The sequence below is a fragment of the Variovorax pasteuri genome (genome assembly GCF_051216435.1).
Taxonomy (GTDB): Bacteria; Pseudomonadota; Gammaproteobacteria; order Burkholderiales; family Burkholderiaceae_C; genus Variovorax.
This window is the reverse complement of the sequence record NZ_JBPJZS010000001.1, coordinates 1233698-1252291: the sequence shown is the minus strand read 5'-3', so window position 1 is coordinate 1252291 and position 18594 is coordinate 1233698. Positions and strand designations below refer to the sequence as shown.

Here is an 18594-nt window from a genome sequence, read left to right as displayed (position 1 = left end):
CCCGCAGTAGATCGAACGTAGGCAGATGGATAGAATGCGAACTATTCTCATCTTCGCGCGTTCCGCCGCCGTCCCGTGTCCGTCCTTCCGCTTCCGTCCGAGCCGGCATCCATCGATGCGATCTACCGCGAACACCATGGCTGGCTGCTGGGCTGGTTCCGCCGGCGGCTGGGCGGCGCGTCGTGCGCGGCCGACCTTGCCCACGACACCTTCGTGCGCCTGATGGTGTCGCGCGACGCGCAGGTGCTGAACGAGCCGCGCGCCTTCCTGCGCACGCTGGCGCATGGCGTGGTGGTGAACCACTGGCGCCGCCAAGACATCGAACGCGCCTGGCTCGAGGCCGTGGCCGTGTTGCCCGAACCGCTCGCGCCCTCCCCCGAGGAACGGGTGCTGGCGCTGGAAACGCTGTGCCGCATCGACGCCATGCTGGACAGGCTCAACCCCAAGGCGCGCACCGCCTTCCTGCTGGCACAGCTCGACGGTCTGGGCTACGCCGAGATCGCCGCGCAGCTGAAGGTGTCGCAGCGCATGGTCAAGAAATACATGGCACAGGCCATGCTGCAATGCCTGCTGCTGACGAATTCATGAGGAGCCTGGGCCTCCCGCCGCACGACGCGGTACCCGCACCGTCCCAGGCACCGGCCTTCGAAGACCTGCAACAGGCCGCCGAATGGTTCGCCGTGCTGCACGACACCGCCGTGAGCGACGCCGACCGCCGCCGCTGGCAGTCGTGGCTCGATGCCGGCCCGCGCCAGCGCGCCGCATGGCACCGCGTGGAAAGCATCTCGGGCGAGTTCAGGGCGCTGTCCGGCCTGCCGGCGCGCAGGGCGCTCGAACGCGGCACGGCCACGGCCGGCCGGCGGCGCTCGGTGCTGCGCGCACTGGCGCTGCTGCCGGTGGCGGGCATCGCGGGCTGGATGGCTTCGCGCCACCTGCCCTGGCAAGGCTGGGTCGCCGCCCACCGCACCGACACCGGCGAGCGGCGCGAGCTCGTGCTGGCCGACGGCAGCCGCCTGTGGCTCAACACCGCCACCGCACTCGACGTCGACTTCTCGCCGAGCCTGCGCCGCATCGTGCTCTACAAGGGTGAAGTGCTGGTCACCAGCGGGCACGACGACGCCAGCCCCGTGAACCCCTTCCGCCCGCTCGTCGTCGACGTGCCGCAGGGCCGGTTGACCGCGCTGGGCACCCGCTTCGCGGTGCGGCACGAAGAAGGCGGCGCGGTGCGGCTCGCGGTGTTCGAAGGCGCCGTCGCCTCGCGCCCGAGCGAGGGCGGCGAGTCGCTCACGCTGGTGGCCGGGCAGCAGGCCCGCCTCTTTGCCGACCGCGTCGAGGCCCCCGAGCCCGTGGCGGGCTACGCCGAAGACTGGACGCGCGGCATGCTCGTGGCCGACGGCATGCGCCTGGGCGACTTCATCGCCGAGCTGGCCCGCTACCGGCCGGGCTACCTGGGCTGCGCGCCCGAGGTGGCCGACCTGCGCATCGTGGGCGCCTACCCGCTGGCCGACACCGAGCGCATTCTTTCGGCGCTGCAGGCCACGCTGCCGGTGCGCGTGCGCCGGCCGACGCCGTGGTGGACGGTGGTCGAGGCGGCGCCGGACGCGCCGAAGCGCTGATTCAAGAATTTTTTCGGCGGGCGGGTTCCCTTTTGGCGGCGCCGGTTGGCAAGACAAGTACCAACCTCCTTTTTGCCCGAAAGCCGCCATGCCCGCGCCCTTGCCGAACCGCCCTTCTTCCCGCCCCTCCCGTCCACGCACCAACCGGCAGCTAGCGCGGGCGCTGCGTGGCGCGGCGGCCTTGCTGCCCGTGGTCGCCGCGGTGCAGGCCCTGCCCGCCATGGCACAGGCGCAGCCCCAGCCCGCCGCGTCGCGCGACTACGCCATTCCCGCCGGCCCGCTGGGCACCGTGCTGAGCCAGTTCGCGAGCCAGGCCGGCGTGCTGCTGTCGAGCGACGCGGCCATGACCGCCGGCCTGAACGGCTCCGGCGTGCGCGGCCGCTTCACGGTCGACGAAGGCTTTGCCATGGCGTTGGCCGGCACCGGGCTGCAGGCCGTGCGCGGCGCGGGCAACGTGTATGCGCTGCAGCGCGGCCAGACCTCCGAGACCTTGTCGGAAGTGCGCGTCACGGGCCAGCGCGCGGGCTCGCTCGCGCCGGTGACCGTCACCGCCAACGCGGAAGAAGAAAGCGGCAAGGGCCCGGGCAAGGGCTTCGTGGCGCAACGCAGCACCGGCGGCACCAAGACCGACACCCCGCTGCTGGAAACCCCGCAGTCCGTCTCGGTGGTCACGCGCGACCAGATGGATTCGCAAGGCGCCACCACGCTGGTCGAGAGCCTGCGCTACACGCCCGGCATCGTCGCGCAGTACGGCAACACCGACCTGCGGCTGGACTGGCTCACGCTGCGCGGCTTCACGCCGCCGGCGCGCTACCTCGACAACCTGCGCCTGCCCTTCGGCGCGCGCGGCTACTCGCAGCCGCGCATCGAGCCCTGGGGGCTGGAGCGCGTGGAAGTGGTGAAGGGACCGTCCTCCGTTCTCTACGGCCAGTCGACGCCCGGCGGCCTGGTGAACATGGTGAGCAAGCGCCCGACGCTGGAAACCGTGCGCCAGGTCGAAGTGCAGCTCGGCAGCCACAACCGCCGGCAGACGGCCTTCGACTTCGGCGGCGCCATCGACGACGACGGCGTGTGGAGCTACCGCCTGGTCGGCCTGCACCGCGAAGCCAATACCGCCTACGACTACGTGTCGGAGAAGAAGAGCTACTTCGCCCCGTCGCTCACCTTCCGCCCTTCGGACGCCACCCGCATCACGCTGATGGCCCACTGGCAGACGCTCGATTCGCCCGGCGGCGGCGGCGCGCCCGCGCTGCCTTCGGCCGGCACGCTGGACACCAGCCGCTACGCCGCGCTGCCCACGCGCGCCTTCGTCGGCGAGCCCGGCTACGACCGCTTCAACAACCGCCAGCACTTCGTCGGCTACGAGGCCGAGCACAAGCTGAACGACACCTTCACGCTGCGCCAGAACCTGCGCTACGGCAAGGTCGACGCGTACACGCAGCGCGTGCAGGCCTTCTGCCTGGCCGCCTGCAACCCGTCGTCGCTGCTGCGCTATGCGTGGGCCTTTCCCGAGACCGCCAAGCTCATGACGGTCGACACCCAGGTGCAGGCCGACTTCACGACCGGCCCGGTGCGCCACACCGCCCTGGTGGGCGTGGACTATTCCGACGAGAAATCTTCGTTCGACGAGACCAACCTGCGCATCATCACCACGCCGTTCAACGCCTACCTGCCGGTGTACGGGCGCGACAGCGGCCAGGTGCCCTCGGTGGCCACGCACATCGAACAGCGGCGCCGCCAGAGCGGCTTCTACCTGCAGGACCAGATGCACTGGAATCGCTGGAGCCTGGTGCTCGCCGGGCGGCAGGACCGCGCCATCACGGACACCCGCACGCTCACCATGACGCCGCGCCGCCTGGCCACCGCCGACCAGCGCGACGGCAAGTTCACCGGCCGCGCCGCGCTGATGTACAGCTTCGACAACGGCGTGGTGCCGTACCTGAGCTACTCCACCTCGTTCCAGCCCGCGGCCGGCACCGACCGCCTGGGCAACGTGTTCCAGCCGACCACCGGCAAGCAGACCGAGGTGGGCGTGAAATACCAGCCCGCGGGCTCCAAGGCCCTGCTGACCGCGGCGGCGTACGAACTCACGCAGCAGAACGTGCTCACGCCCGACCCGCAGAGCCGCTCGTTCAGCGAGCAGACCGGCGAAGTGCGCGTGCGCGGGCTGGAGCTCGAGGCGCGCGGCCAGGTGCTCAAGGGGCTGGACGCCATCGCCTCCTATGCCTACACCGACAGCCGCGTGACGCGCGCCAACCCGAACGCGGCCGGCGTCAGCATCCAGGGCAACCGCTTCGCCTACGTGCCGCAGCGCCAGGCCGCCTTCTGGCTGGAGTACGCCTTCCAGAACGAAGCGCTGGCCGGCCTGACCGTGGGCGGCGGCGTGCGCCATACCAGCGCCACCTACGGCGACAACGCCAACCAGTTCCGCATTCCGGGCGTGACGCTGTTCGACGCGGCGGTGCGCTGGGACCTGGGCCGCGTGCGGCCCGCATGGAAGGGCGTGCGCCTGGCGCTGAATGTGGCCAACGTGGCCGACAAGACCTACGTGGCCACCTGCCTCTCGTCCACCGGCTGCTACTACGGCGAGCGCCGCAGCGTGTACGTGACGGCCGGCTACAGCTGGTAGGTGCAGGGCGCGGCAAGGACAAGGCGGGGAACGGAGGGCGTGGGCCGCTCGTTTAGGATCGTCGGCAACTCACTGTTACCGGCGCTCCAGACATGGTCGACACCTCCGCATCCACACCCGCCGTCCGCCTCGAAGACCTGACCCCGCTGCCGTACCAGCAGGCCCTGGCCGCGCACCTGCAGGCGCAAGAGCCCGAGGTCTGGCGCTGGGCCGCCTCGGCCGAGGCACGCGAGGAACACGCTGCCTCGGTGCGCGCCGAACTGCTGCGCAACTCGTACCGGCTCGACGCGACGGCGCATCCCGAGCTGCACGCGCACGCCCGGCTCGCGGCGCAGCGCCTGGGCGTCACGGCGAGCATCACGCTCTACCAAGCGCGCGACGGCGCGATGAATGCCGCGATCCACTTCGTGCCGGGCGAGGCGCACATCGTGCTCTCGGGCCCGTTGCTGGAGCGCCTGCAGGGACCCGAACTGCAGGCCGTGCTGGGCCACGAACTCGCGCACTACCTGCTGTGGGCGCGCGACGGCGGCAAGTACCACGTGGTCGATCGATTGCTGCACGCCGCCTCGGCCGACCCGCGTGCCGATGCGAGCCACCTGCACGCCGCGCGGCGCTACGCGCTGTACACCGAGGCCTTCGCCGACCGCGGCGGCTGCGTGGCCTGCGGCGCGCTCGAGCCCGCGGTGAGCGCGCTCATCAAGATCGAGACCGGCCTCACGCAGGTCAATGTCGAAAGCTACCTGGCGCAGGCCGAGGAGATCTGCGCCGACCCGGCCACGCAGACGCGCGGCACCAGCCACCCGGAGGTGTTCGTGCGCGCCCGCGCCATGCGCCTGTGGACCGAGCGCCAGCACGACGCCGAAGACTGGCTGGCCACCGCGCTCGAAGGCCCGCTCGACCTGGGCACGCTCGACATGCTCGGCCAGCAGCGCGTGGGTGCGCTCACGCGCGGCGCCATCGCGCAGTTGCTGCAGCGTGCGTACCTGCAGTCGGAGCCGCTGCTCGCGCATGCGCGCCGCTTCTTTCCCGACTTCGCGCCGCCCGCGTCGGCCATGCCGCCGCCCGAGCCGGTGCCCGCCGGGCTGCACGACTACCTGGCCAGCGTGCTGGTCGACTTCGTCGCGGCCGACCCCGAGCTCGACGACGTCACGCTCGCCGCCGCGCTCGGCCTGGCCGAAGCGCTGGGCTGCGCCGAGCCGCTCGAACAGCGCGTGGTGAAAGACCTGCGCTTTCCCAAGCGCAGCCTCACGCGCGTGAAGCGCGACGCCACCGCCCTGCTCGACAAGGCCTCCACCCAACACCAGCAGGCCGCCGCCGCATGACCACCGCCCCCGCTCCCCTTCTGCAGCTGCTGGACACCGCCGATGCCCACGGCGGCCTGCAGACCGACGACGTGCTCAAGCTCGTGCTGCCGCTGCTGCGCGAAGTTTCCGTGCTGCACGAGCAAGGCAAGGTCGCCGCGCTCGGCAACGTGTTCGCCTACCGCGTGACCGATGCGCCAGCGCTGGTGCTCGCGCACCCCGAGGGCGCGGACCCGCGCCGCAACCTCGAAGCCATCGCACCGCTGGAGCAGCCCGCCGCGTCGGTGCTGCGCGTGGTGGGCGAAGCGCGCGTCACCATCGATGCCGACGACGGCCTCTCGGTGGAAAACCTCGCGGTCATGGCCGATGCCGGGCCCGACGCCGTGCCCACGCGCCCTGCGTACCTGCCCGGCTACGCCGCGTGGGAGCTGCGCCTGGCGCACCACGACGCCCTCGGCGACATCCTGTGCCTGGGCCAGGTGCTGGCCAGCCTCTCTTGCGGGCTGGACTTCACCATCGGCGAAGAGCTGACACGCTTCGCCGCGCACCGGGGCAACCTGTTCGAACTGAACCGCCGCCTGCATCCGGTGGTGGCCGCCGTGATCTTCGAGATGACCGCGCTCGACCGTCACGAGCGCGCGCGCGACCTGCCCTCGGTGATCCGCCGGCTCGAAACCTACCGCGACCAGCCGCTGGACCTGAACCTCGGGCTGGGGCTGGACCGCATCGCCCCCGCGAAGAACGGCGCCAGCCAGCGCCGCCAGGCCATCCAGCTGCACCTGCGCGACCGCCTGTTCGACCTGTCGCGGCGCAACCGCCTGCTGTACTTCAAGCCGACGCAGGCGCATGTGAACCTCACCATTGCCAGCGTGCCGCTGGTGGTCGACATGCACAGCATCCGTGTCGACCAGCTCTGCGTGTGGGACGGCCGCTTCGCCGCCGACATCGCCAGCTGCGACCCCGTGCCGCTGGCGCGCTGGCTGCGCTTCGAGGACCAGCCCTACCTGCCCGGCGCGCTCGACCGCATCCTGCAGGAGGCGCGGCGCGACCGCTCGGAGTACGGCTTCTCGCAGATGTCGCTGGTCATCGCCTTCCTGCGCTGGCACAACCTGAAGGAAGGGGCTGCCGGCGGCGCCGAGCAGGCCGAGCGCATCGCCTCGCCGCTGCTGATGCTGCCGGTCGAACTCTCGCGCAAGAAGGGCGTGCGCGACCAGTACCTGCTCGAAGCCGCCACGAGCGAGGCGCAGGTCAACCCCACGCTGCGGCACCACCTGCGCCAGCTCTACGGCATCGTGCTGCCCGAGACGGTGGACCTGCGCGAAACCTCCATCGAGCAGTTCCACGCCCAGCTCTCGGCGCAGATTGCGCAGAGCGAGCCCGGCGTGCAGCTGCGGCTGGTGAAGCAGCCCGAAATCGCGGTGATCCACCAGCGCGCGCGCCAGCGGCTCGAACAGTTCAAGCGCCGCGCGCGCGTGCGCACGGCGTCCGCGGTGCCGGTGGCCGCACAAGATTTCAGCTACGCGCAGGACGACTTCCGCCCGCTCGGCCTGCAGCTCTTTCATGCGCGCGTGCGTCCGGTGCCCCTGCCGGTGCGCGACGCCGTCGGCGCCCGCCCGCAGCCGCGCGCCCCGCAGATGGCCGCCTCCGTGGCGGAAGAAACCGAACGCACCACGCTGCAGCTGCGCGAGAGCACCGGCAACCCGTACCAGTGGGACATCGACCTCACGGCCGTGACGCTGGGCAACTTCAACCACCGCAAGATGTCGCTGGTGCGCGACTATTCGGGCCTGGCCGAAAGCGACATCGCGAGCGAGGCCTTCGACCGCGTGTTCTCGCTGCAGCCGCGCCAGGTCGATGCCGAGGCGCCGCCCGCCCTGCCGCTGGCCGCCCAGTGGCCGGTGGTGCAAGGCGACGCCACGCAAACCGCCGCCGTCGCGCTGGCGCGCACCGGCACCAGCTACATCATTCAAGGCCCGCCGGGCACGGGCAAGTCGCAGACCATCACCAACCTGATTGCCGACTACGTGGGCCGAGGCCAGCGCGTGCTGTTCGTCTGCGAGAAACGGGCCGCCATCGACGTGGTGTTCCACCGCCTGCGGCAGCAGGGGCTGGACGAGCTCTGCTGCATGATCCACGACTCGCAGGGCGACAAGAAGGCCTTCGTGCAGAACCTGCGCAAGACCTACGAGCAATGGCTGGAAGCGCCCGAGGCGCTCGCGCAGGAGTCGGCCGAGCGCACCAAGGTGCTCGACGCCATGGACCTCGACCTGCGCGCGCTGGAACGCTTCGACGCCGCCATGCGAGACGTGCCCGCGCACATCGCCGTGACGCTGCGCGAACTGGTGGCGCGGCTCATCGCGCTGAAGGCCGACGACCCCGCGCTCACGCCGCTGCAGGCCGAAGCCCTGCCCGCCTTCTCGGCATGGCGCCAGCATGCGGAGCTGGTGTCGCGGCTGCACCTGGCCGTGACCGAAAGCCTGGGCGCGCCCAGCCTGGCGCAGCACGTGTTCGCGCAGCTGGCGCCCTCGCTGCTGAAGCAGGAGAAGCCGCTCGCGCGGCTGGTCGAACTCAGCGAGCGCGCCATCGACCAGAGCGGCGCATGCCGCGAGGCGCTCGTTGACGCATGGCCGCCGCTGGCCGACGACCAGGCGCTGTGGCGCGATGCGCTGGCCGTGGTGGCCGACGCGCGCCGCGTGGCTGCGCTGGCCGCGCGCGGGCAGCTCACGCTGCTCGACGCCGCACACCCGAGCAGCCTGGCGTGGACCACGGCCTTGGCCGAGCGCCGCAGCCTGCAGCAGGCCCTCGACGCCGCGCTGCAGCGCTCCGGCCACTGGCGCGACAAGCTCTCGCCCGGCGACACCGAGGCCGGCCTCGCACAGGCGCGCGCGCAACAGGGCTCGCTGCTGCGCTGGCTGCAGCCGTCGTGGTGGCGGTTGTCCGGTGAACTGAAGCGCCGCTACGACTTCGCAGCGCATGCGGTGCGCCCACAGCCCAGCCAGGTGCTCGAGGAACTGCTGGCCGAGCACGGCGCTCGCGCCGCGCTGCACAAGCAGCTTGCGCAGATCGAGTCCGGCTACGGCTGCACCGACCCCGAAGCCTTTGCGCAGCAGTTGCAGGAGATGCGCAGCATCGACGACAGCACCAGCCTGCGCGCGGCGTTCCAGGTGCACCTGCGCACGGAAGCCGCGACCGGCGCCAGCCGCAGCGTCGAGAAACTCGCCGCGGCCGGCGCGCGCACCGACACCCTCGACGCCCTGTGGCGCGACCTGCTCCAGGACGCCGGCGCGCAGCCCCTGAACGCGCTCGAAGCGCTGGCCCGCACGCTGCGCGAGCAGGCCGATGCCCTGCCCGGCGTGATCGTGCCGCTGCAGGAACTGGCCGATGCCGACCCCGCCGTGGCCGCCGCGCTGCGCACACTGCCGCTGCCACCCGACGCCATCGAGTTCGCCGTGGCGCGCGAAGGCCTGGAGCGCGTGTACCGCACCGAGCGCTGGCTGCCGCGCTTCGACGGCGCCGCGCTCGCGCGCCATGCGCAGCGCCTGGGAGACGCCGAGCGCCAGCTGCTGGAGCGCAACGCGCGCACGCTGGCCGCCGCGGTGCGCCAGCGTTTCCGCGACCATGTGCAGAAAAGCGCCCTGCCCGCCAGCCAGCTGGACGCCGACGGCAAGCTCTTCAAGAAGAGCTACAACGCGGGCCGCCGCGAGCTGGAGCACGAGTTCGGCAAGACGATGCGCTACAAGGCCATCCGCGAGCTGGCCAGCGGCGACACCGGCCGCGTGGTGCGCGACATGAAGCCCATCTGGCTCATGAGCCCGCTGTCGGTGTCCGACACGCTGCCGCTCGCGGCCGACCTGTTCGACGTGGTCATCTTCGACGAGGCCAGCCAGATCCCGGTGGAAGAAGCCGTGCCCGCGCTGTACCGCGCGCCGCAGATCATCGTGGTGGGCGACGAGATGCAACTGCCGCCGACCAGCTTCTTCTCGTCCAGCCGCGACCCCGAGGACGACACCGTGTCGGTACACGGCGGGGACAGCGATGACGGCGATGACAGCGGCGAAGGCGACCGCATCGCGGTCGTGCTCGACGCCGACAGCCTGCTCAACCAAGGCGCGCGCAACCTGCCGGCCACGCTGCTGGCCTGGCACTACCGCAGCCGCTACGAGTCGCTCATCGGCTTCTCGAACGCGGCCTTCTACGCCGGCAACCTCTACACCATTCCGGACCGCAGCCTGCCCGCGCCGGAGCGCGGCGAAATTCTCGTGCAGTCGCGCAGCCCGTCGAACGAATCGGTGGCTGCGCACGTCGATGCCCTGCTCTCGCGCGCCATCAGCTTCCACCGCGTGACCGACGCGGTGTACGAGAACCGCATCAACGACGGCGAGGCGCGCCACATCGCGCAGCTGGTGCGCGAGCTGCTCCGGCGCGAAACCGGGCGCAGCCTGGGCATCGTGGCGTTCTCGGAGGCGCAGCAAGGCGAGATCGAGGACGAGCTCAACGCGCTGGGTGCGGCCGACACCGACTTCGCGGCCCGGCTCGAAGCCGAGTACGTGCGCGAGGAAGACGACCAGTTCTGCGGCCTGTTCATCAAGAACCTGGAGAACGTGCAGGGCGACGAACGCGACATCATCCTGCTGAGCATCTGCTACGGCCCCAACCCCGAGGGCCGCATGCTGATGAACTTCGGCCCCATCAACCAGCGCGGCGGAGAGAAGCGGCTCAACGTGATCTTCAGCCGCGCCAAGCACCACATGGCGGTGGTCTCGACCATTAGCCACGAGGCGATCACCAACGACCACAACGAGGGCGCGGCGGCGCTGAAGAACTTCCTGCGCTATGCGGAGTGCCTGTCGCGCGGCGATGCGGACACCGCGCGGCGCGTGCTCGAAGGCATGAACCCGCTCACGCGCGGCGCGAGCCCGGTGGCGCGGCACGGGCGCGCGGACGATGTCACGGTGCAGCTCGCCGCGGCGCTGCGCGCACGCGGCCATGCGGTCGACGAACAGGTGGGCCAGTCACGCTTTCGCTGCGACCTGGCGGTGCGCGTGGACGGCAGCACGCACTATGCGCTGGGCATCCTGGTGGACACCGCCACGCACTACGAGAACCGCAACGTGCTGGAGCGCTATGTGTCGCGACCCCGCATCCTCGATGCCTTCGGCTGGCAGGTGATGCAGGTGCTGGCCAAGGACTGGCTGCATGCGCCCGAGGCCGTGCTCGAGCAGGTCGAGCAGGCCTTGGAGAAAGCCAGGGTCAGCGCACCACGCTCAGGCGCTTGACGTCGAGTTCGGCCTTGCCGACGAGGTCCTTGTCGAACTCGCCGCTGACTTCGACCCGCACCTTGTCGTCGATCTTCACGCCGGGCGGGAAATGCTTGGCGTCGATCTCCACCTTCATGCGGCCGGAGTCGTCGGCGAAGGTGTAGTGCTCACCGCCGTCGTGCGAGACGATGAAGCCGCGCAGCGTGGCGTGCTGGTCGTCCTTGCCGGTGTCGAGCAATTGCTTCACGGTCATGGCCGGCACCGAGCTCGGGCCGACGTACTGTGCCGAGGCGGCGAAGGGCAGCGCCAGCGCCAAGGCCAGCGTGCATGCGAGGGTTGATTTCTTCATGGCGAGTTCCTCCTTGAACTTCGGGATTGCAAAGACAGGAAGGATCGTAGCGAGCCCTCGAATGGGCCCACGTCGGCGAAGCCCTTGATCAGTCGTAGACGATCAGCGCCTTGCCTGCGTCCGCCTGCGCGGTCCAGCTGGCCAGCGCCGCGTCGGTCGGGAAGAACTTGGCGCGCTCGCCCAGCTGCAGCTCGACCTGCGCCCCGCCCCGCGCCATCGACAGGCGCACCGGCAGGCCCTGGATCAGGTCGCCCACTTCGGTCTGCTCCTTGCGCGGCGGAAAGTCCTTCAGCAGCCGCGCGATGTCGGGCGCCTTGCCGTTCACCGCCACGCGCAGGAACTTGCCGAAGCGGCAACGCGCCGTGGCCAGGTCCCACACCTGCTGCACCTGGAAGCGTGCCTCGAAGCCGCCGCGCGCGGGCTGCAGCTTGCCGCTGACGATGACCAGTTCGTCGTCCTTCAGCGTGTTGCGGTTGGCATTGATGAGCGCCTCGTCGGCAGTGGCGTCGATGGACTCCGACTTGTCGTCGAGCTTGAAGATCGCCAGCCGGCCGCGCTGGCCGTTGATCACGCGAAAGTCGCTCACGATGCCTGCGATCACCTGCTGGTCGCGGCTGTCGAGCAGGTCGCCGATCTCGCGCTTGCAGAAGCGCCGCACCTCGTGCGAGACCTCGTCGAACAGGTGGCCCGACAGGTAGAAGCCCACGGCCGTCTTTTCGAGCGTGAGCCGTTCCTTCACACCCCAGGGGGTGGCGTCGACCAGGTCGGGCTCGGCGTTGGCCGAGCCGTGTTCGGCGTCGCCGAAGATGTCGACCTGCGCCGCATTGGCGGCCGTGGCGCTGGCGAATTCGAAGGCGCGGTCGACCGAGGCGATCAGCGACGCTCGGTTCTGCTGGATGGCATCGAAGGCGCCGGCCTTGATGAGCGCCTCGACCGTGCGCTTGTTGATGCGCTGGCGGTCGACGCGCACGCAGAAGTCGAACAGGCTCTTGAACGGGCCGCCCTCCTCGCGCGCCCGCACCACGGCCTCGACCGCGAGCTGGCCCGAGCCCTTCACGGCGCCCAGGCCGTAGCGAATCACCTTGTCGGTGACCGGCTCGAAGCGGTAGTTGCCGCGGTTCACGTCCGGCGGCTCGAAGGTGATGCCGAAGTTCTTCTGGGCGTCCTCGAACAGCAGCTTGAGCTTGTCCGTGTCGTCCATTTCCACGGTCATGTTGGCGCAGAAGAACTCGGCCGTGTAGTGGACCTTGAGCCAGCCCGTGTGGTACGCCAGCAGCGAGTAGGCAGCGGCGTGCGACTTGTTGAAGCCGTAGCCCGCGAACTTCTCCATCAAGTCGAAGATTTCGTCGGCCTTGTCCTGCGGAATGCCGTGCGTGGAGAGCGCGCCCGCGCGGAATTTCTCGCGGTGCTCGGCCATCTCCTCGAGCTTCTTCTTGCCCATGGCGCGGCGCAGCAGGTCGGCGCCGCCGAGCGAGTAGCCGCCCAGGATCTGCGCGGTCTGCATCACCTGCTCCTGGTAGACCATGATCCCGTAGGTCTCCGACAGCATCTCGGCCACGGCCGGGTGCGGGTACTCCACGTCTTCGCGGCCGTGCTTGCGCGCCACGAAGCTGGGAATCAGGTCCATGGGGCCCGGGCGGTACAGGGCGTTCAGCGCGATCAGGTCTTCCAGGCGCGTGGGCCGCGCGTCTTTCAGCATGCCCTGCATGCCGCGCGATTCGAACTGGAACACCGCCTCGGTCTTGCCTTCGGAGAACAGCCGGTAGGTGGCCGCGTCCTTCAGCGGAATGTTCTCGAACGCGAAATTCTCCTGGCCCTTGTGGCGCGCGACGATGAAGTCCTTGGCGATCTCCAGGATGGTGAGCGTGGCCAGCCCCAGGAAGTCGAACTTCACCAGGCCGATGGCCTCGACGTCGTCCTTGTCGTACTGGCTCACGGCCGAGTCGCTGCCGGGCTGCTGGTACAGCGGGCAAAAGTCGGTGAGCTTGCCCGGCGCAATGAGCACGCCCCCGGCGTGCATGCCGATGTTGCGGGTCATGCCTTCGAGCTTTTGCGCCAGCTCGACGAGCATGCGCACTTCTTCTTCCTTCTCGATGCGCTGCGCGAGCTGCGGCTCCATCTCGATGGCGTAGTTGTTCTTGTCGCCCTCGATCTTTTTCTCGGGCGGGTACTGCAGCGTGACCGACATGCCCGGCTTGTTCGGAATCAGCTTGCTGATGCCGTCGCAGAACATGTAGCTCATGTCCAGCACGCGGCCCACGTCGCGGATGGCCGCGCGCGCGGCCATGGTGCCAAAGGTGGCGATCTGGCTGACGGCATTGCGGCCGTACTTGTCCTTCACGTAGTCGATCACGCGGTCGCGGTTGCCCTGGCAGAAGTCGATGTCGAAGTCGGGCATCGAGACGCGTTCGGGGTTCAGGAAACGTTCGAACAGCAGCTTGTATTCGAGCGGGTCCAGGTCGGTGATCTTCAGCGCGTAGGCCACCAGCGAGCCCGCGCCCGAGCCCCGGCCCGGGCCCACCGGGCAGCCGTTTTCCTTGGCCCACTTGATGAAGTCGCCCACGATCAGGAAGTAGCCCGGGAACCCCATGTTCAAAATGGTGTTGATCTCGAACTCGAGGCGTTCAACGTAGCGCGGACGTTCGGCGTCGCGCTTGGCTGCGTCGGGGTAGAGGTGCGCCAGGCGCACTTCGAGCCCCTCGAAAGACTCCTGGCGGAAGAAGTCGTCGATCGGCATGCGCACGCCGTCGGCGATGAAGGGCGTCGGAAAGTCCGGCAGCTGCGGCTTGCCGAGCACCAGCGTCAGGTTGCAGCGCTTGGCGATTTCCACCGTGTTGGCCAGAGCGCTCGGCACGTCGGCGAACAGCGCCTGCATCTCGGCGCTCGACTTGAAGTACTGCTCGTCGGTGAAGCGGCGCACGCGGCGCGGGTTGCCCAGAATTTCGCCTTCGGAAATGCACACGCGCGCCTCGTGCGCCTCGTAGTCCTCGCGGGCCGCGAACTGCACCGGGTGCGTGGCGACCACCGGCAGCTTCAGGCGGGCGGCGAGCTTCACGGCGGCAATCACGTGCGGCTCGTCCTCGGGCCGGCCGGCGCGCTGCAGCTCGATGTAGAAGCGGTGCGGGAACAGGCCGGCCAGCCGAAGGGCCAGTTCGGCCGCCCGCTCTTCCTGCCCCTGCAGCAGGGGCTGGCCGAGCGGGCCGGCTTGCGCGCCCGACAGGGCGATCAAGCCGCCCGAGAGTTCCTCGATCCATTCGAGCTTGCAGGCCGCCTGCGACTGGCCGCGGCTGACGTTCTGCGTCCAGGCCCGCGCGAGCAGTTCGGACAGGTTCAGGTAGCCCTCGGTGCTCTGCACCAGCAGCACGATGCGGGTGAGCGCGCCGGGCTCCTTGCCCAGCCCGTCGACGAACACTTCGGCGCCGATGACGGGCTTGACGCCCTTGCTGCGGCCCTGCTTGTAGAACTTGATCGCCCCGAACAGGTTGTTCAGGTCCGTGATGGCCAGCGCGGGCTGGTGGTCCGAGGCGGCGGCCTTGATGGCTTCGTCGATGCGGTTGGTGCCGTCGACGACGGAAAATTCGGTGTGCAGGCGCAGGTGAACAAACATCGGTCCATTGTAGAAAGCACTCCCTCCACCATGTGAGTTAACGATCCCTACAATCGCCCCCCGTGCAAGAGATTTTGAATATCGCGGCCTACAAATTCGTAGGCATAGACGACAGCCCCGTGCTGCGTGAAGACCTGCGCGCCCGCGCCCAGGCCCTGGACCTCATGGGCACCATCCTGCTGGCGCCCGAGGGAATCAACCTGTTCCTGGCCGGCGCCGCCGACGGCGTTCGGGCTTTTCTGGCCCATTTGCGCGCCGATGCGCGCTTTGCCGACCTGGAAGCCAAGGAAAGCTGGTCGCAGGCCCAGCCATTCCGGCGCATGCTGGTGAAGCTCAAGCGCGAGATCATCCGCATGGACCACCCCGCCATCCAGCCCTCGGTCGGCCGTGCGCCCGGCGTGGACGCGCCGACGCTCAAGCGCTGGCTCGACCAGGGCCATGACGACGAAGGCCGTGAAATTGCGCTGCTCGACACGCGCAACGACTTCGAGGTCGACGAGGGCAGCTTCGACGGTGCGATCGACTGGCGCATCACCAAGTTCACCGAATTCCCGCCCGCGCTCAAGGCGCACCGCGCCGACTTCGCGGGCAAGACGGTGGTGAGCTTCTGCACGGGCGGCATCCGCTGCGAGAAGGCGGCGATCCTGATGCGCGAAGAAGGCGTGGAGCATGTGCTGCAGCTCGAAGGCGGCATCCTGAAATATTTCGAACAGGTGGGCGGTGCGCACTACCACGGCGACTGCTTCGTGTTCGACGGCCGGCGCGCGTTGGCGCCCGACCTGAGCGCGCGCGCGGCCGACGCCAGCGCGCGCGCGTCGGAAGACGTCGACCTGAATCTCGGCCTGAAGAAATAACCGGCAGCCTCCCATGCGCATCCTCCTGGTGGAAGACGAACTGGACATGGCCTCGTGGCTGATCCGGGCGTTGACCCAGAGCGGCTTCGTCGCCGACCACGCGCCCGACGCGCGCACGGCCGAGGCCTTCATGGCCGGCACCGAGTACGACGCCATCGTGCTCGACCTGCGCCTGCCCGACAAGCACGGCCTGAGTGTGCTGGCCGACATGCGCAATGCCGACGACCGCACGCCGGTGCTTATCCTTACCGCGCAGAGCGCCCTGCAGGACCGGGTGCGCGGCCTGAACCTGGGCGCCGACGATTTCCTCACCAAGCCTTTCGAGCTGGTCGAACTCGAGGCGCGCCTCGCGGCGCTGGTGCGGCGCAGCCGCGGCAAGCAGCACCCGCGCCTGCAATGCGCCTCGCTCTCGTACGACAGCGAAAGCCACGCCTTCACCTTGCGCGGCACGCTGCTGTCGCTCACGCCGCGCGAGCAGGCCGCGCTCACCGCGCTGCTGATGCGCAGCGGCTCGCCGGTGGGCAAGCCGCAGCTGTTCGCCAAGGTGTTCACCAACGACAGCACCGCGGGGCCCGACGCCATCGAAGTGGTGCTGCATCGGCTGCGGCGCAAGCTGGCCGACAGCGACGTGCGCATCGTCACCGTGCGCGGCCTGGGCTACATGCTCGAGAGCATTGCCGATGGATCCTCAGCCCCCCGTGCGCCCCTCTCTTCCGACCTCGCCGACACCGACTGAGCCCCAGCGCTTCGGCATCCGCGCGCGCCTGCTCGCGCTGCTGCTGCCGGGCATGGTCGCGCTGCTGGCGCTGGACAGCTGGAACGACTACCACGCCCTGACCGACTCGCTGGTGGTCGCCTACGACCAGAGCCTGCTCGAACCCGTGCAGGCGCTGGCCAACGGCATCGTGGTGGCCAGCGACGGCAGCGTGCGCGTGCAGGAGCCCTTCTCGATCCAGGCGATGTTCGAGTCGACGCACCTGCGCTACAAGTACCTGCATGTCGGCGTGCAGCGCATTCCCAAGGGCGAGACGCTGGACGTGAACTCGCCCGAGACCACGCTCATGGGCGTGCCGGGCCTGCCCCGCCCACCCGAACACATGAAGCAGCGCCCGCCCGACGGCACGCCCGTGTTCTACGACGCGGTGCACGAAAAGCACCCGGTGCGCGTGGCCGCGCTGCGCCAGACGGTGTACGACCACGTGCACCCGGGCGTGTCGTACAGCGTGCTCGTGCAGGCGGCCGAGGGCACCGGCCCGCGCACCGACGCGCAGGCCGAATCGCTGCGCCAGGAACTGCTGCGCGACACGCGCATGGTGCTGGTGATGGCGTTGCTGGTGTGGCTGGGCGTGGCCTGGACGCTGCGCCCGCTGGACCGCCTGCGCAGCTCGCTGCGCGAGCGCCCGCGCGACGACCTGAAGCCGCTCGACGCCAGCGGCGTGCCGCAGGAAGTGGCACCGCTGGTGGACGCGGTGAACCACCACATCGCGAGCCACCGGCGCATGGTGGCCGAGCAGTCGCAGTTCCTGGCCGATGCCTCGCACCAGTTGCGCACGCCGCTGAGCATCCTGTCGATCCAGGCCGGCTACGCGGTGCGCGAGACCGACCCGGCACGCATGCGCGAGTCGCTGCACGCCATCGTGGCGCAGCTGTCGCGCACGCGCCGCCTGAGCGAGCAGCTGCTGGCGCTGGCCCATGCCACCACGGAGGACGACGTCGCGCCGGCCGAGCCGGCCGTGGTCGACCTCAACGCCATTGCGCGCGGCGTGGTGCTGCAATACCTGCCGCTGGCGCGCGAGAACGACCAGGACCTGGGCTGGGTCGACGCGCGCGGCGACACCGCCGCCGAACACACCGCCGCCCCTGACGACGACGCCGACGGCACCGACGAGGCGGACGACGCGGACGACACGCCCGTGCTGCCCGTGGCGGCCAACGCCGCCGAGCTGCACGAGGTGCTGGCCAACCTCGTGCACAACGCCATCAAGTACACGCCGCGCGGCGGCAACATCACGGTGACCGTGCGGCGCGAAGCCTCCCACGCGCTGGCCGAGGTGTGCGACAGCGGCCCGGGCATTCCGCCCGAGCGGCGCGACAGCGTGTTCGAACGCTTCCATCGCGATGCGTCCGTGGGCGCGGGTGCCGCGCACGGCGCGGGCCTGGGCCTGACCATTGCGCGCAGCTATGCGCGGCGCAACGGCGGCGAGATCGAGCTCGACAGCGCGGACATGCCCGAAAGCGCAACGGGCGGCGGACTGCGCGCCATTCTTCGGCTGCCGCTGCACGCCTTCTGACCGGCTCGCGAAGCCCGTTTTTGCAAGGGTTTCACCGGATACGGCGGTACGTGATTACACGTATTTTGGGGGTCGGCGAGGCGTTTGAGACTTCTCCGAAAGGGGATTGAAAGCCTCGATTCCTAGACTGCGCTCCTTCCCAACGAAGGAGACTTATGCAGCACCCGCTCGGTGAAAATCCGGCCTCGCACGCGCTTCGGCCCGCATCGAAATTCAAGAAAGACTACTACGGCGGCGCCCTGCTGATCGTCATCGGCCTGGCCGCTGTCTATGCCGGCATCGGCTACCGCGTGGGCGAGCTCGCGCACATGGGACCGGGCTTCTTCCCGGTCGCGCTGGGCGCGCTGCTGGCGCTCACGGGCCTGCTGATCGCCGTCTCGGCGCGCGGCGACAAGCCCGCCACCGGTGCCAGCGAAGAGGCCGCCTCGCACGGTCACCCGGGCGGCATGCCCGACATTCGCGGCGGCGTCTGCATCATCCTGGGGATCCTCGCGTTCCTGCTGTTCGGCGAGTACGGCGGCCTGCTGCCGGCGACCTTCGCCATCGTGTTCATCTCGGCGCTCGGCGACCGCGACAACACGCTGACCGAGGCCTTGCTGCTGTCCCTCGCGATGTGCTTCATCGCGGTCGTCGTCTTCTGGTGGGCGCTCAAGCTGCAGCTCCCCCTGTTCCAGTGGGGAGGCTGAAAT

The 18594-nt window shown here is 69.8% G+C and carries 11 protein-coding genes; 9 read left to right on the top strand and 2 right to left on the bottom strand.

From position 1 onward, the window contains the following. Positions 1-75: 75 nt before the first annotated feature. From ACSFBM_RS05895 to ACSFBM_RS05875, 5 genes are all read left to right on the top strand, one after another. Complete coding sequence (locus ACSFBM_RS05895; RefSeq protein ID WP_435483533.1) at positions 76-588, top strand: sigma-70 family RNA polymerase sigma factor; 513 nt, start codon at positions 76-78, stop codon at positions 586-588. Beyond that, complete coding sequence (locus ACSFBM_RS05890) at positions 564-1616, top strand: FecR domain-containing protein (protein WP_435483532.1); 1053 nt, start codon at positions 564-566, stop codon at positions 1614-1616. The genes ACSFBM_RS05895 and ACSFBM_RS05890 overlap by 25 nt, the downstream gene beginning before the upstream one ends. An 88-nt stretch (positions 1617-1704) precedes the next feature. Continuing rightward, entirely contained in the window at positions 1705-4245 is a 2541-nt protein-coding gene (locus tag ACSFBM_RS05885) for a TonB-dependent siderophore receptor (RefSeq protein ID WP_435483531.1), read from the top strand. 92 nt (positions 4246-4337) lie between these two features. After that, a complete protein-coding gene (locus ACSFBM_RS05880; RefSeq protein WP_435483530.1) occupies positions 4338-5567 on the top strand; it encodes a SprT-like domain-containing protein in 1230 nt (409 codons plus the stop codon). Continuing rightward, complete coding sequence (locus tag ACSFBM_RS05875; RefSeq protein WP_435483529.1) at positions 5564-10822, top strand: AAA domain-containing protein; 5259 nt, start codon at positions 5564-5566, stop codon at positions 10820-10822. The genes ACSFBM_RS05880 and ACSFBM_RS05875 overlap by 4 nt, the downstream gene beginning before the upstream one ends. Here the strand turns inward: ACSFBM_RS05875 and ACSFBM_RS05870 are convergent. Next, complete coding sequence (locus ACSFBM_RS05870) at positions 10797-11153, bottom strand: YgiW/YdeI family stress tolerance OB fold protein (RefSeq protein WP_435483528.1); 357 nt, start codon at positions 11151-11153, stop codon at positions 10797-10799. The two genes, ACSFBM_RS05875 and ACSFBM_RS05870, sit on opposite strands and share 26 nt — an antisense overlap. A gap of 88 nt (positions 11154-11241) precedes the next feature. Next, positions 11242-14760, bottom strand: a complete 3519-nt coding sequence (dnaE, locus tag ACSFBM_RS05865) for a DNA polymerase III subunit alpha (protein ID WP_435483527.1) — start codon at positions 14758-14760, stop codon at positions 11242-11244. A 62-nt stretch (positions 14761-14822) separates the two neighbouring features. Here dnaE and ACSFBM_RS05860 point away from each other — a divergent pair, with 62 nt between their 5' ends. From ACSFBM_RS05860 to ACSFBM_RS05845, 4 genes are all read left to right on the top strand, one after another. Continuing rightward, a complete protein-coding gene (locus tag ACSFBM_RS05860; RefSeq protein ID WP_435483526.1) occupies positions 14823-15614 on the top strand; it encodes a sulfurtransferase in 792 nt (263 codons plus the stop codon). Between the two features lie 13 nt (positions 15615-15627). After that, the gene (locus ACSFBM_RS05855; RefSeq protein WP_435435786.1) at positions 15628-16350 is read left to right on the top strand and encodes a response regulator; all 723 of its coding nucleotides are present in this window, start codon (positions 15628-15630) and stop codon (positions 16348-16350) included. Continuing rightward, on the top strand, positions 16295-17905 hold the full coding sequence (locus ACSFBM_RS05850) for a sensor histidine kinase (protein ID WP_435483525.1): 1611 nt from the start codon (positions 16295-16297) through the stop codon (positions 17903-17905). The genes ACSFBM_RS05855 and ACSFBM_RS05850 overlap by 56 nt, the downstream gene beginning before the upstream one ends. A 155-nt stretch (positions 17906-18060) precedes the next feature. Further along, entirely contained in the window at positions 18061-18591 is a 531-nt protein-coding gene (locus ACSFBM_RS05845) for a tripartite tricarboxylate transporter TctB family protein (RefSeq protein WP_435483524.1), read from the top strand. The last annotated feature ends 3 nt before the right edge of the window (positions 18592-18594 follow it).